This window comes from Haloarcula taiwanensis, assembly GCA_002844335.1.
Lineage (GTDB): Archaea > Halobacteriota > Halobacteria > Halobacteriales > Haloarculaceae > Haloarcula > Haloarcula taiwanensis.
Window position 1 is genome coordinate 2,548,716 of the sequence record CP019154.1, and the last position, 13,318, is coordinate 2,562,033.

At 59.2% G+C, this 13,318-nt stretch carries 16 protein-coding genes; 1 reads left to right on the plus strand and 15 read right to left on the minus strand.

Annotated features, from left to right (window positions below; translation table 11 throughout):
* Nucleotides 1-10: 10 nt before the first annotated feature.
* From BVU17_12915 to BVU17_12985, 15 genes are all read right to left on the minus strand, one after another.
* The gene (locus tag BVU17_12915) at nt 11-772 is read right to left on the minus strand and encodes an ATPase (protein AUG48382.1); all 762 of its coding nucleotides are present in this window, start codon (nt 770-772) and stop codon (nt 11-13) included.
* Nucleotides 769-1,221 carry a flagellar protein G gene (locus tag BVU17_12920; protein ID AUG48383.1) on the minus strand — a complete coding sequence of 151 codons (453 nt, stop codon included), beginning with the start codon at nt 1,219-1,221 and terminating at the stop codon, nt 769-771. The genes BVU17_12915 and BVU17_12920 overlap by 4 nt, the downstream gene beginning before the upstream one ends.
* Before the next feature lies 1 nt (nt 1,222).
* On the minus strand, nt 1,223-1,660 hold the full coding sequence (locus BVU17_12925; GenBank protein ID AUG48384.1) for a flagellin: 438 nt from the start codon (nt 1,658-1,660) through the stop codon (nt 1,223-1,225).
* Nucleotides 1,644-3,266, minus strand: coding sequence for a flagella E (locus tag BVU17_12930; GenBank protein ID AUG48385.1), 1,623 nt, complete (start codon nt 3,264-3,266; stop codon nt 1,644-1,646). The genes BVU17_12925 and BVU17_12930 overlap by 17 nt, the downstream gene beginning before the upstream one ends.
* 241 nt (nt 3,267-3,507) lie before the next feature.
* Complete coding sequence (locus BVU17_12935; protein AUG48386.1) at nt 3,508-4,029, minus strand: chemotaxis protein CheD; 522 nt, start codon at nt 4,027-4,029, stop codon at nt 3,508-3,510.
* Nucleotides 4,029-5,246, minus strand: a complete 1,218-nt coding sequence (locus tag BVU17_12940) for a chemotaxis protein CheA (protein ID AUG48387.1) — start codon at nt 5,244-5,246, stop codon at nt 4,029-4,031. Before BVU17_12940 ends, BVU17_12935 begins: the two co-directional genes overlap by 1 nt.
* Nucleotides 5,247-5,606 carry a response regulator gene (locus BVU17_12945; GenBank protein ID AUG48388.1) on the minus strand — a complete coding sequence of 120 codons (360 nt, stop codon included), beginning with the start codon at nt 5,604-5,606 and terminating at the stop codon, nt 5,247-5,249.
* Between the two features lie 86 nt (nt 5,607-5,692).
* Nucleotides 5,693-7,696, minus strand: coding sequence for a hypothetical protein (locus BVU17_12950; protein AUG48389.1), 2,004 nt, complete (start codon nt 7,694-7,696; stop codon nt 5,693-5,695).
* Nucleotides 7,693-8,175, minus strand: a complete 483-nt coding sequence (locus BVU17_12955) for a hypothetical protein (GenBank protein AUG48390.1) — start codon at nt 8,173-8,175, stop codon at nt 7,693-7,695. The genes BVU17_12950 and BVU17_12955 overlap by 4 nt, the downstream gene beginning before the upstream one ends.
* Nucleotides 8,176-8,304: 129 nt before the next feature.
* Nucleotides 8,305-8,880, minus strand: a complete 576-nt coding sequence (locus tag BVU17_12960) for a hypothetical protein (protein AUG48391.1) — start codon at nt 8,878-8,880, stop codon at nt 8,305-8,307.
* A gap of 90 nt (nt 8,881-8,970) precedes the next feature.
* On the minus strand, nt 8,971-9,576 hold the full coding sequence (locus tag BVU17_12965; protein AUG48392.1) for a flagellin: 606 nt from the start codon (nt 9,574-9,576) through the stop codon (nt 8,971-8,973).
* A gap of 362 nt (nt 9,577-9,938) precedes the next feature.
* Nucleotides 9,939-10,214, minus strand: coding sequence for a hypothetical protein (locus BVU17_12970; protein ID AUG48393.1), 276 nt, complete (start codon nt 10,212-10,214; stop codon nt 9,939-9,941).
* An 83-nt stretch (nt 10,215-10,297) separates the two neighbouring features.
* Entirely contained in the window at nt 10,298-10,633 is a 336-nt protein-coding gene (locus tag BVU17_12975) for an ArsR family transcriptional regulator (GenBank protein AUG48394.1), read from the minus strand.
* 156 nt (nt 10,634-10,789) lie between these two features.
* Nucleotides 10,790-11,515 carry a circadian regulator CirA gene (locus tag BVU17_12980; GenBank protein AUG48395.1) on the minus strand — a complete coding sequence of 242 codons (726 nt, stop codon included), beginning with the start codon at nt 11,513-11,515 and terminating at the stop codon, nt 10,790-10,792.
* Between the two features lie 88 nt (nt 11,516-11,603).
* On the minus strand, nt 11,604-12,038 hold the full coding sequence (locus tag BVU17_12985; GenBank protein AUG48396.1) for a chemotaxis protein CheW: 435 nt from the start codon (nt 12,036-12,038) through the stop codon (nt 11,604-11,606).
* Between the two features lie 170 nt (nt 12,039-12,208).
* On the opposite strand from BVU17_12985, the gene BVU17_12990 reads away from it, so the two are divergent.
* A complete protein-coding gene (locus tag BVU17_12990) occupies nt 12,209-13,318 on the plus strand; it encodes a chemotaxis response regulator protein-glutamate methylesterase (GenBank protein ID AUG48397.1) in 1,110 nt (369 codons plus the stop codon).

The following is a 13,318-nucleotide window of genomic DNA, read 5'->3' on the forward strand; positions in this document are numbered from 1 at the left end:
TAGCTCACCTCTAAGCGACGCTGCGCGATTCGATGACGATGCCAGTCCCCGAGCGGACCGAGAACCCGATGGTGTCACCGACCTGTTCACCCATGCCGGCAAAGCGGAGGACGTTAATCTGCCGGCGCACGTCGTTGCCGACCTCGATCATCTCCAGTTCGATGAACACGTCAGCGATGGCCCGGAACGGACCGATAGCCTCCTCGTCCAGCGTCGACGGGTCGACGGTGAGCATGATGCACTTGCCCTGGGAGATGACATCCCGGAAGTAGGAGATGACTTCCAGAGCGGCCTGGCGCTCCTCGTTTTGCCGGACGAGGGCCTCGAACTTGGGATCGTTGCGGAGGATAGCGTCGAAGGTGTCGATGACGACGACATCGGCGTCCCACATCACCTCGGCCTCCATCAGCCGCTTGAGGAGTTCCTTCCGGTCTGACTGTTCGTCACCGCCGGTGAGGGCGTTCGATTCGCCGATGTCGGCGTGCAGGAACAGCACGTTCTCGTCGAGGATGTGGTCGACCATATCGTAGGACAGCGAGTGCATCTGGTCGAGGAAGCTCCCGACGGTCAGCTCCGTCGAGAGGTAGGTCACCTCGTGGCCCTCCTCACAGAGGCCGTAGGTGAACCGCTGGCTCATGGCGGATTTCCCGGCCCCGTAGTCCCCCTCGACGAGGATGATGCTGCCGGGCGGGATACCGCCGCCCAGTTCCTTGTTCAGCCGGTCGTGATCGTCCAGTCCGAGCGAGAATAGGTCAGTACTTGCGATACTCATGTGTTGAACTCGAACGCCTCCTCGTCGCCGTTGACGATGAGCTTGAGGCGGTGGTCGCCGCTGCTCAGGTTGTCGTTGATATCGATGCGGACGACTTCACCGGGCCGCCAGATGTTGCCACCGTCTGGCTCCAGCGTCACCGTGTAGTCACTGGCGAAAGTCCCGTCAACGAACAGATCCAGCTGCCCGGGAACCGGCGCTAGCGTCTCTGATCCGGTGTTTTTGACGTGAATAGTGATCGTTTCGTCGCCGTTATCGTATATCGTGTCGCTGCCGCTGTCAGAGATGATTTCCACATCGGTCCGGACGTCACTGCTCACGTCCAGTCCCTGTTCCGAAACCGCGTTGCTCAGTTCGCCGATGCTGCTCGTAAAGACGCCAGCCACGCTCGCGGCGATGGCCATCGACGCGATGAACAGGATCAGGTGTGAGACTGAGACGCTCGCCATGTTAGCTCACCACCATCGTTTCGGCGATCCCGTTCTCGGTGACGACTTTCACCCGGTCGGGCTGATTACTGAGCGAGGAGACGGTAATCGTCAACCGCTCCTGTGACGCCCAGATGTCCGTCGACCCGTCACCGTCGACAGTCGTGCCGTATCCTGCGCGGTAATCGTTATCGACCAGCAGGTCGGTTGCGTCGACCGACAGCGTCTCCGAGCCGGTGTTGTCGACGGTCACGACGAGATTGTCGTTCCCGCTGCTGTTCCACGTCGCCGAGACAAGCGAGATGTCAGTGTTTTGCTGATCGAGCAGTCGGTCGCGCTGGTCCTCGCGGGCATCGTTGACGCGCTCGAAGCTGTTCGCGGCCGCGGAGTAGAACATCCCGAAGCCGATGAACGCGGCCACGAAGATGACGGCTGCCGAGCCGCTAACGCTGAATCCCATCGGAACCACCTCCACCCACCAGTTTCGAGAGCGCAACGGCGTCAGCGCCGCTGTCACTGTCAAGCTGCGAGATGTAGTGCAAGCTCTCGGTGTGGTGGTCGATAGACAACCCATCCCCGGTGTCGTTCACGTCGTCGAAGCCGCGGAGGTACGCCTTGAGCTGGTCCGCGACCGACTCGTCGATCCAGTCGATAGTTTCGTAGTAGTCGATTGCGCGAGCCGTCTCGCGGTAGCCCGAGTGCTGGACCAGGAACTCAAGCCATTCGACGATAATGAGGTCCGCCGCGAACCCCTCCGGCATCGTCGACAGGTACGGTTTCCCGTCGTCGTCCGCGCTTGCGTCCGAGTCGTCGTCTACCGCTGCTGCATCGTCGTGACCGGCGGCTGCCGTGTCCGTTTGCGTGGTCTGTTCCGGCTCGGGCACAGGTTCGGGCTCAGGCTCAGGTTCCGGCTCCGATTCTACGGCTGGCTCTGGCTCGGGTTCCGGTTCAGATTCCGTCGCCGCCTCACCGTCGTCGAGCCCGTCGTCCTCGATAACCTCGTCGAAGAGGTCGTCGTCTTCCAGCCCGCTTGCATCGTCATCCGAATCGTCCTCGCCGAGTAGATCGTCGTCCTCGTCGGCCAGCAGGTCAGCATCGTCGTCAGGTTCGTCCTCGGGTTCCTCACCATCGGCCCACTCGGCGTCGCCGGACTCGTACTCGTCTTTGAGCTCTGCGAACGATTTGCCGCCGTCGCCGTCGTCGCTGTCGTCGTCCATACTCTCCTCGTCGTCCATGCTCATCCCATCGTCCATGCTCATGTCGTCCTCCGTGTCGTCGAAGTCGCCGAACTCCTCGTCGAACGACCCGCCGTCGTCCTCGAAGCCGCCCATGTCGTCGCCGTCGTCGGGAAACATGTCGTCGACGCCGCCGTCGTCCATCGACATATCACCGCCAGTGTCTTCAGTCAGGTCCTCGTCGAAGAACCCTTCTGCGTCGGCGTTGGCGACATCGTCGTCGATATCCTCCTCGGTGTCGTCGCTCCCGTCGTCGTCAAAGAGACCGAAAGAACCGCCACCTTCGGCCATGCCACCCATGCCGCCATCGACATCATCGGCGAAGGGGTTGACGCCGCGGGTGACCATCTCGTAGATGTCGAGCAGTTTCCGGACGTTCTCCTCAGTTTCTTCGACGGACTCGGAGATGCTCTCGTTTTCCGTCCGCACAGTGTTGACCGTTGAGGAGAGACTTCCGACCTCGTTTTCCAGTTCGTCGAGTCGGTGTTCCAGTTCGTCGGTGTCTGGCCCGCTCGCGTCCTCCATGTCGCCGAACTCGTCGTCACCGAACCCACCCATGTCGTCGCCGCCATCGTCGAGGCCGCCGAGACCGCCGAGGTCGTCACCACCACCGCCGTCATCGGCCATCAGACCGCCGCCGTCAGCCATCTCACCGTCACCGTCGTCCTCACTCGTGCCCCCGCTCTCGTCGTCCGACAGAATCGAATCGAACATATTCTTGATGCTCATACCAACCAGCCCGCCGGTTAGCAAGACAAAGAGGGCTGGTGCCAGTCCAACCAGTTCCGGTGAGACGGCTGGAGCCAGCGGCACGAGAGCAGGACTACTCATCTCTTGTATATCAGGCCGTTTCTACTCTTGAATATTCCCCTTAGCGTATCATATTTGATAATAATATCCCATTTTCCCGGCTCAGATAGCGTAAATTAACAGACCAAGTACTAGCCTTTTACATTTCAGATTAATTCCGGTCAGACAATTGGAGAACAGATTGTCCCAGTGCGCCCCCGGCAGACGAGCGGCTGTCGTCCGTCTGACGCCGACCGTCAGGCACGGAGACTGCTCACAGACATCACAGTGTTATCGAGTCAGTGTTCGCGCTTTTGACGATGAAATTACCGGTGTCGGCTTCGAGTTTGACGGACCGGCCGTGGTCACCACCTAGGTCTTCACCGACAACGGGAACACCGTGTTCCTCGAGCGTCTCGCGCACCTTCTTCGCGTTTCGCGACCCGATAGAGGAGCCGCTCTCTGAGAAGTCGAGCATATCGCTCCCACCGGCGATTTTGGCTTCCATCGCCTCCGTCGACGCCCCGGCATCCGCCATGGCCTCGATGAGTGCTTCGATGCCTGTGTCCGCGAACTTCGCATGGTTCCCGCCGTCGATATCAGCCGCCGACGGAAGCATAACGTGAACGAGCCCGGCCACCGTCTTGCGGGTGTCGTATATCGCGATCCCGATACAGGAGCCGAGCCCACTCGTGGTCAGCACGGCCGGTTCCGTGGCCACCTTGTACTCGGCGATGCCGACCTTGATACGTTCGGGCGTACCTTGTTCGGGGCTCTCTGTTTGGCTACCATCGTATACTTTCATTATTTGAATATCTGTTCGACATCCGCGCCCGTCTCGGTCGCCCGCTCGACATCGAGGTCGTTGAGGGCGGCGCGCAACTCTTTCTCGTTGGGCAGGGCGTGAATTTCAGCCTGGAACTCGATGTCGTCGGTCTGCATCTGGGAGTCGATAATGAACGCGTGCTCCTGATACTGTCCGACCTGCGCTGCAAGCGGATCCATAATCGCCCGACCCATGTCGTGGACGACCCGTGGTGGCGTGTGTTCGACCGACGTCTGAAGGACGTTCGCCCAGCCGTCGACGAACCCGCTCGTCATGATGTTCCCCAGTTCCTCGATGGCGGCCTTGTGCTGGTCGGTTAGCTCGTCGCTGTCCACCTCAATTGGCATCATCGCCTCCGCAACATTGATTGCAGAGACTTCATCGAACAACACCATAAGGTAGCCACTGGGCGTCCCGGTGAACTCGACGACCGTCCCGACGAACGTTTCCGTCCCGATCTGCTTTGGCACGTCCTCGATGGGAGCGAAGCTGATCTGTGTCACCTCCGACTCAGTCGGAATACCGGTCATCATTTCGACGTTGTCAGCGGCTTTCTGAGTGCCCCGAGTCGTCATCTCGTTGAACGTCTGGAGCTTGTCAATGGGAATCGCGTCGCCGTCCGTGTCGACGTGCTCCACCATCATCTCCGTGAGCGACTCGTACTCAGGGAGCATGTAGATGTAGAAGTTCACCGACTCGTCGATCCATTCGATCTCCGATTTGAACACGAACACCTGCTGGTGGTCGGCGTCCACGGGCGTATCAGGGAGCACGCCACCGCCAGACTCCTCGATATACTCTGGCGGCGAATGGTCGATGGTCGCACCGACGTAGTCGGCCCATCCATCGATGAACCCGCTCATCATGATGTTGCCGATCTCCTTGATGCAACTCCTGGCCATTGCCTCATCGTCGCTGCTGCCGGGCATCATCTCCTCGGTGATCGTTCCGGCGCTGTCCACGTCGAAGGCAAGGACAGTATCGCCCTCCAGTACGCCATCGAAGGAGAACTCGACCCCGACAAAGTCCCGGCCGGCCAGTTCCTCGCCGACATCTGCTCTGTCGAGCAGCGTAATCTTGGTTACGTCGACGACGGCGTCGATGCCCGTCATCTGGCCCATCGACTGCGTGGCCTGTTCGGCCCCCTCGTGAGCGAGTTGGTTGAACGTGCCCAGCGACTGAATATCGACGTTCATCTATGAGGGAACGACGTCCTCGATAGCCTCCATCACGCTGGGTTTCTGGAACGGCTTGGTGATGTACCCGTCAGCCCCCGCTTTCACGGCCTCCTTCATCTTCTCTTCCTGACCGACGCTTGTACACATGATGACGTTCGCGTCGGGATTGGAGGATTTGATCTCGTCCGTGGCTTCGATGCCGTCCCGGATGGGCATCACGATGTCCATCATCACCAGGTCCGGCCCTTCTTCTTTGAACACTTCGACAGCTTCGACACCGTTCTCGACCTCCCCAACGATCTCGTGGTCTTCTTCGAGAATCTCGCGGAGGAGGTTACGCATAAACTCTGAATCGTCGGCGATCAGTACGTCTGGCATGCCTATCAAGCCTACATATCGTGATGAGTTAGATAAAGGTGTCCCGTAAATTATCGCGTGTGATATCGGTGGGTCCCGAAACCCAGTTACACCGCAGGGAGATGGCGTGTGAGAACGCGGATGAAATCGAGCGCGAAGGAGCCATACTGGAAGTACACGAGCCCCGATAGGAGGAGGTACGCTGTCGTTAGTCCTGCCGGGAGTGCCAAGCCCAGTGCGACCGCTCTGGACGGGACCCGTTCAGGAGCGAGTGTGCGACCCAGCACAGTCCCGCCACAGACTGCTGCCCCACCGAGATTGAGGAGAGCGTGAAACTGTACCGACTCTCCCAGCGCCAGATCGAGTCCAGCAACGACACCGAGTCCGAAAATAAGACCTCCGATTGTACTCGCAGCGTACCCGCCGGCAAGCCACTCCTTCGCGTCGCTGACGGTTTCGTGAACTGCGGGTATCCGAACGACGCCGTACATGACGAGCGGGACCGTCGGCAGCAGATATCGAACAGTGAGTTGTGTGTGCAGCGGCAGACGGCTCAGATAGATGAGCGTGAACACAGCGGCGAGAGCCGTAACGAGCAGATCAGTCTGTGTTCGGGGCGAGTACTGTGACGGACGGACACTCCATTGCCGCATGCGCTGATTAGCTGACCGGACCAGGACCGCAGGGAGTGCCGCGACTGCGCCGAAAAGCGGGACGGCCTCGAGCATCGTGAGTTCGATCGCCTCGTAGGAATTAGGGGCGTAGTTGATCCGTGGCGCGGAGCCGCTCCGCAGGAATATCTGGGACATTCGCTTTGGCGTAGTTAGCACGTCAAGGCCATGACTGACCGCATCCGAGACGAACACCATCGCGGGGGCCGCAGGTCCCATGATCCGGTCGAACAGGCCGAGAATCGGGGTGAGTATCGACGTTCCGGATTCACCGCCCGTCACAGTGGAACCACCACTACCAGTCCCGCCAGTCCCGCCAGCCCCGCCGTCCGCACCAGCACCCTCAGTCCCGCCAGCGGCGCTCTTGCCACCCGTTCCGGTATCACCGCCGGGTGTAAACTCGACGTTTGCACCCCCCACAGCGGAAAGCAACCGCGGCGGTTTGACCGGGTTACCGGAGATAAGGAGATTCGTCACGAGCATCGGGAGCGATCCGAGGAAGAGCGCGAGGCCAATACCAGCGAGGTGGACGAGCGAATTCCGCTTTGCGGTGACAAGGTCTATGATGGCCAGTGTCACCACGAGGAAGAATCCCTCGAAGGCATGGGTCCAGGTGACCAGTCCAGCGGTGGCGTACGCACCGGCGCGAAAGCCGAGCCCCCTCTGAAACATAGCGTCAGCATACGCAAGTCGGCTCCGGGCGAACAGGTACACCGACGTCAGTAGCAACAGTCCCACCATGACGTGCCGTTTCGGAAGCGAAGCCCAAAATCCGACAGACGTGGCGATACCGATTGCAGCACCAGCCCCCAGAGCAACCGAGCGGTCATGCCAGATTCCGACGAGGCGGTAGAGAACGACACTGGTCGTCGCCGCTGCAAGCATCGTTGAAATCTGGAACGCAGCTATCGGGAGCGCAGTGTCCGGAAGGGCTGTCGCTGTCAGCGCGCCGGTCAGAAACAGGACGGCGACGACACTGCTACCGACCCACAGAACAGTGCGTCTCGCGGTATTGGTGTGGCGCTGTCCGAGCACGCTGACGTGAGACACGAAAGCGAGTGCAGTGCCCGACCAGAGTCCAAGAAGCAATAGCCGGGGGGTTATGAACGCGGACAGTGCCTGAAGTATCCAGACCAGCGGGACAGCCAGCAGGATCTGGCCGTAGTTTCGGCCGTACAGCCTACCGCCGGACTCGTGCAGGCCCGGTTGTGCGCCGAGTGTCAGGGTGTACGGCGTTTCTGTGATGTGGAGCTGCCCGTTCGACACAGCGACGAGCGCGTTGGCAGTGGTGTACGTGTCGGTGATGAAAATGCCGACACGCCAGTAGAGCCCAAACGTAACGAGCAGACCGAGCCAGAGGACATAGCCGTAGCGGTCACCGAACACAACCGTTCCGAACTGTCGACAGCGACCGGTGAACCACTCGGTGTCTCGGGTCATCGCTCCACCTGCACTGTCACGTTTTCAGCAACGATTGTCTCAGCAGTTTCGAAGCTCTGGACCCGAAGCCGAACGGTGCCTCTGTACACGTCCCGCTCCAGCGACGACGGTCGTACCGCTCTGTCACCCGGTGCGAGTCGGTATGTTCCAGACTGGCCCTCCGAGAGGACCTGCTCGTCTTCGCGGGAGATATCGAGCGCAGGGACCGCGACCTGATACAGCAGCCTCGGGCGGCCCGTGACGGAATCGACGGTTACGCTGGCATCGGGCACCCGGAGATACGCAACGTCCGTGCCGAACCGGCCGTCCGTAATCCGTATCTCCGATGTGGGAAGTTGGACGGAACTGATGACCGCCGTCCCGTCACCGATAGTCGTCGGCTGCGTTCTGACAGCGTCGACGCCGACGAGCGGCCCCGTCACGACGAGTGTTACCAGAACAAACAGGGCAACGACCGTCGGCGGCTGACGCAGGACCATTATCTACCCTACACACTGCTGCGCCCGGATTTAAATCCCCCGTCGGCTGGACAGACTGCTGTCCCTGTTCGCCGCGACAGCTACTCGAGTGCAGGTCGTTGTTTGGCAATCACGTATAGGCGGCCCGTATCAGAGTTCGGCACCGTCGGCATCTTCGACGGCCTCTAAGAGATCAGCGATGGAATCGTCCGGCGTCAATTGTGTCGACCGGACGAGCTGCTTGATGACCGCTGGCGGGTAGCGAACCGGAACGTTCGATTCCGACAGCAGAATACCCAGCACTTCTTCGACCGGTGTCGACCCGTCCATCTGCCGACCGTACCAGAGCATGAAGCTCTCGAACACAGTGACGATGTCGTTGGAAGCAAGCTGTTGCTGGTCGACGTCGCCGTCGAACTTCGCAGTCACGTCGAAGCCGTATCTGGCGTTCGAGTCGGCCATCTGTTCGGCAAGCCACTCGTGGACGTTCGCGTCGGAGAATTCAGGCGTCGACGGCTCCGGGTCTGGTGCAGGAGACGGCGGTGATTCAGACGCCGAATCCGACGAAGCTTGGTTTCCGTAGGTGTCATCGGTGCGGACATCCGACGAAACAACGTAGCGGCCCTCGTCGATTTCAGTGACGTGCTCGTCGTCGGCGATATCGAGCTCTTCGGGCGAAAGTACCTTGCCCTCTTCCGGATTCGGTTCGTCTGACCGCCGAGCCATAGCTACTAGTGTGTGAGGCTATCGTATAACTCCGTCGCTGGTCAGGGTGGGTGAAAAGAGAACTGCGTCAAACCGAATAGATGACCGAATTTAGAGGCTGACTGCGGAGTTACCAGACAGGGTCTCCGGAACGACCAGTCGAACGGTCGTCGTACCACCAGACTGGGTGTTCAGTCGGACAGTTGCCGTTGAACCTTCCGCAAGATTGCTGCCGCGGATGGCGGACGTATCGAACTGGAGTCGGGCTCGGTCAGACGGGTCGTTCAGCACTTGGCTCTCAGATATGGAGCCGTCGTCGTCCTGTACCTGGGTGACGCCGAAGTTTTCTCCGTCTGCCGTCCTTTCAGCACCATCCTCAACAGTCAGGTCGTACGAGCCTGAGGAGTCGACCCACTGAGCAATCGTGCTTCCGATATCGATGTTGGCTGCACCGGGGGCACGCTTGACCGTTAGGTTCACCGTACCGACACCAGTATCAGTGATGTCTTCACCGACGGCGTTGACGAGCTGCAGTCGGTTCGTCACTTGGTCACTGCTCTGTTGTCCGGTTTCCTCGGCGCTGCTCTGGAGGAAGCCAGCCGTGTTAATCAGGACGCCCGCAGCGATTGCCGCCACCAGCACCATCGCGATGAACACGATCAGGGTGCCGATACCGACCTGCCCGCGGTCGTCGTCGTTCGTTAGTTCCGTTAGCATTGTTGATCCGGGTCTGTCTGACCCTATGCAACCGTTCTTTTCGCCAGTAATAATACCTCCCCCCAAATTATACAACCTGATAATGAGGTTTTGAGGGGCTGTGAGAGGGATTTGCCTAGAGAACGCCTATCATTTGACCTGAAGAAGATAGGCAAGCCACGTCGCTTGCAAGAATCAGATTTAATCGCTTCCGTAAGTTGGTATCAGCGATGGAAATGGTCGTCTGGTGTGTAGTCGAGAGGTGTGGTACATTTGGCCTGGTTGGGGCTCGGTAGATAGAAAATGTACATCGAGACCATCGTCGACAGAGAGAGGCCCCAGTCGCAGGCTGGTCGGTCAGTTGGTGTAGCCGAAACGCGTAGTCACTCGTACGTGACGAGACTGTACATCACGAACAGATAGCCGAAGGTCGTCAACCCACTGTTGACTAACAGCAACGAGCGGACACCCTCGAAGTCGTTGATGAACGCGCTAATCATCGTCGCAGCCGCGCCCGCGATGGCGAGCGAAAACCCCACCGAGAGGTGGAGCATCGCCTGCCGAGACGTCTGGATGTATGCCCGCATGGCCATCCCCACCATTGTCAGTCCGGCGACGACGAACACCAGCGTCGATATGGCATAGAGAAGTTCTATCATCAGCACTGTACAGTGCTACAGCGAACCCGTTATTAAATCCACGCTCGAAAATATCTTTCGTGATAACGTCGAGAGGAGACGTTCTACGGCTCGGATAGGGTCCGCCACGCCTCGTCGAGTTTGTTGGTCACTTCCGACCGTTCTTCGATATGGACAGTCAGTTCGTCGTCGAAGTCGACCCGGACCTCGTCGACGTTCCGCCGGTACACCTTGATACGCCGGCGGTCGTCAGAGAGGATGTTGTCGTGTAGTTCCAGGAGGTCGTGTTCGGTCAGTTCGTCGATGCGTCGGTAACACGTCGCGATGGGGATTCCGAGTTCGTCGCTGAGCTCCTGTGCGGAGACCGGTTCATCTGTCGCGTCAAGGATTTCGGCACTGTATTTATTGCCAAGCGTCTGAAGAATCTCCCCTGAATCCATCGTTATCAAATCATAAATTCAGTCGATAATAAAGCTATCGCCTGTGATATCGAGTGAAAGGGAGACAAACACGCGCTGCAGTGCGTTCGTACAGAAACGCCGTTCTATGTCGCTGTACCCGTCGTTCTACGGAGTAATAATGGCTCTATCCTATCGTTAAATTGGTGATTCTTCCTCGCTCATCATCGAGAAGGCGCTGGCGTTCTGGTGGACATCGATGCCGCCGCGGTCAATCTCCATCGGATAGATGTCAGTCTCAATGTTCTGCTTTCGCATCTTGGCGACCCAGACGTATCTGTTCACGCCGGTGTCGGTCGGGGTCTGGATGAGATAGATGTTGCCGTCAGTCAGATAATTCTCGAGCCCGATTTCGGTATCCGGGAAGACGGCCCCCTGTTCGTTGGTCATCAGCGTCGTGAGGCCGCTGTCACTGAGAATGTCGGTGAATTTCAGGAGGTAGGTCCGTTTTTCCTTTTCATTTTCGAAGAACAGTTCGAACATGGCAAGCGAATCAAGCACCAGTCGGTCGTAGTCGCCGTCCTCGAGTTCTTCAAGCAGAATATCCAGCGAAGAGGTGAAGTCGTTCTCGCGCAGGAGGACTTGCTTGTCGTACACCTTGATATCGCCGTTGTCGACGTGGTCCTGCCAGTTTTCGAAGCCGAGGGATTCGGCGGCCTCCCGGAGGTCCGACTCGTCTTCCTCGAAGGAGAGGTAGATACCCTTCTCGTCGTACTTTTCGACGCCGTTGTAGATGTACTGGAGACAGAGGATCGATTTCCCGGCGCCGGGGTTGCCGCTCACCAGTGTCGTCGAGTTCTTCACAATGCCGCCGTTCAGAATGTCGTCGAGGCCCTCGATCCCCGTTTTGGTTTGCTCAATCATAGTTTCGGAAGGAACTGGAAGTTGATTAGATACTTCTCTGTCGGGAATGTTAAAAAGTCTTGCTGGTGTGTCGCTAAACAGACCGGAATCAGTCACCAGCGTGGACGATGGCGGGGTCCACCCAGATAACAAAACTGTCATCTCGCTTGATGACGCCGCGAATCGAGCCCGCGTCGTTCGCAGGGGACCGGTCGACCTGCTCCGGAGTGACCTGCACTACCTGATACACCTCGTCGACGAGCCAGCCGGCCGCGCCCTGTTCTTCGACGATTTCCGGGTCAAAAACGATGATACGCTTCTCCGCACCCTCGTCCTCGATACCGAAGACGACCTTCGGGTCGACGATCGATGTCGTGCGCCCGCGAAGGTCCATGACACCACGGACGTGCGCCGGGGCGTTCGGGACGGACGTGAGCTCGCCGATGTCGACGATCTCAGTCACGTAGTCGATACTCACGCAGTACGTTTCCGAGCCGAGCTGGAACTCGAGTACCTGGCCGGTGGTGGCTGACTGTGCTGCCATTGCGGTTCTTATCCACACTGTCGCAGATAGGAGCGCATAAAGGTGCCTGCTGGGCTATCAACTTTGATTACGTGGGCGGAGTATTTATTTCGGGGCCGAACGGGATTTCGAAGTAGGTATGAGGATGTCTCGTTCGCCAATGTCTCCTATCCGACGGGAGCGTTGGTGATATGGCAGATGGTGTCCGCGCGGTGGTCGCAGACGACTCTCACTTCATGCGGAGTGTCATCTCTGATATCCTCAGTGATGGCGGTATTACTGTTGTTGCGCAGGCGCGTGACGGCGAGGAGGCAGTGTCAGCCGTTGTCGAACACCAACCCGATGTCGTGACGATGGACGTCGAGATGCCGGTAATGAACGGCATCGAAGCCACGGAGCGCATCATGTCTGAGTCTCCGACACCGGTGTTGATGCTGTCGGCACACACCGACGAAAACGCCGACGTGACGTTCGAAGCGCTCGATAAGGGTGCGGTCGACTTCTTCACCAAGCCGGGTGGTGAGGTGTCGATGGAGATGTCACGGCTAAAAGACCAGCTGGTCGAGATGGTCAGTTCCGTCGCGGCGGTCGACGTTGGCGCGACGCGCAGCCACGGCGGGACAAGTAGCGACAGTGGAGCGACAGCGACAACAGCCGGCGGTTCAGCTACTGACCGGACAGAAACCGGGGGTTCGTCAGGTCAGACAGCCTCCGTTGCGAACCCGACGCTCGTTATCGGCTCCTCGACCGGCGGCCCGAAGATGGTAGAGAAGGTAATGGAGAACCTCCCCATCGAGGCAGACCTCCGGGTGCTCATCATCCAGCATATGCCGGAGGGGTTCACCGGCCGGTTCGCCGAGCGGATCAACACGCGAAGCGAGTACGAGGTCCGGGAGGCCACCGATGGGGCGCGCATCGGCGGCGGTGAGGGCCTTGTCGCCGCCGGTGACCAACATATGGAGGTCAAGAACTACCGGAACGGGCGATTGCGGACAAAGCTCACACAGGACGACCCGGTCAACAGCGTCCGTCCGGCCGTCGACGTGACGATGCGAACGGCCGCAGAGACAATCGACGACCCGCTCGTCGGGCTCATCCTCACCGGAATGGGTGAGGACGGCGCGGACGGGATTCGGCGGATCAAGCAGGCCGGTGGCAAGACCATCGCACAGGACGAGGCCACGTCCGCGGTGTACGGCATGCCAAAACGCGCCGTCGAGACGGGCTGTGTGGACACTGTCTTGCCGATCGACGACATTGCGGACGGCATCATCGACACGATTACTACTGAGGTGACCTGA

Coding starts and splice junctions, on each gene's coding strand:
- BVU17_12915 (AUG48382.1), bottom strand. CDS start 772: ATGAGTATCGCAAGTACTGACCTATTCTCGCTCGGACTGGACGATCAC.
- BVU17_12920 (AUG48383.1), bottom strand. CDS start 1,221: ATGGCGAGCGTCTCAGTCTCACACCTGATCCTGTTCATCGCGTCGATG.
- BVU17_12925 (AUG48384.1), bottom strand. CDS start 1,660: ATGGGATTCAGCGTTAGCGGCTCGGCAGCCGTCATCTTCGTGGCCGCG.
- BVU17_12930 (AUG48385.1), bottom strand. CDS start 3,266: ATGAGTAGTCCTGCTCTCGTGCCGCTGGCTCCAGCCGTCTCACCGGAA.
- BVU17_12935 (AUG48386.1), bottom strand. CDS start 4,029: ATGAAAGTATACGATGGTAGCCAAACAGAGAGCCCCGAACAAGGTACG.
- BVU17_12940 (AUG48387.1), bottom strand. CDS start 5,246: ATGAACGTCGATATTCAGTCGCTGGGCACGTTCAACCAACTCGCTCAC.
- BVU17_12945 (AUG48388.1), bottom strand. CDS start 5,606: ATGCCAGACGTACTGATCGCCGACGATTCAGAGTTTATGCGTAACCTC.
- BVU17_12950 (AUG48389.1), bottom strand. CDS start 7,696: ATGACCCGAGACACCGAGTGGTTCACCGGTCGCTGTCGACAGTTCGGA.
- BVU17_12955 (AUG48390.1), bottom strand. CDS start 8,175: ATGGTCCTGCGTCAGCCGCCGACGGTCGTTGCCCTGTTTGTTCTGGTA.
- BVU17_12960 (AUG48391.1), bottom strand. CDS start 8,880: ATGGCTCGGCGGTCAGACGAACCGAATCCGGAAGAGGGCAAGGTACTT.
- BVU17_12965 (AUG48392.1), bottom strand. CDS start 9,576: ATGCTAACGGAACTAACGAACGACGACGACCGCGGGCAGGTCGGTATC.
- BVU17_12970 (AUG48393.1), bottom strand. CDS start 10,214: ATGATAGAACTTCTCTATGCCATATCGACGCTGGTGTTCGTCGTCGCC.
- BVU17_12975 (AUG48394.1), bottom strand. CDS start 10,633: ATGGATTCAGGGGAGATTCTTCAGACGCTTGGCAATAAATACAGTGCC.
- BVU17_12980 (AUG48395.1), bottom strand. CDS start 11,515: ATGATTGAGCAAACCAAAACGGGGATCGAGGGCCTCGACGACATTCTG.
- BVU17_12985 (AUG48396.1), bottom strand. CDS start 12,038: ATGGCAGCACAGTCAGCCACCACCGGCCAGGTACTCGAGTTCCAGCTC.
- BVU17_12990 (AUG48397.1), top strand. CDS start 12,209: ATGGCAGATGGTGTCCGCGCGGTGGTCGCAGACGACTCTCACTTCATG.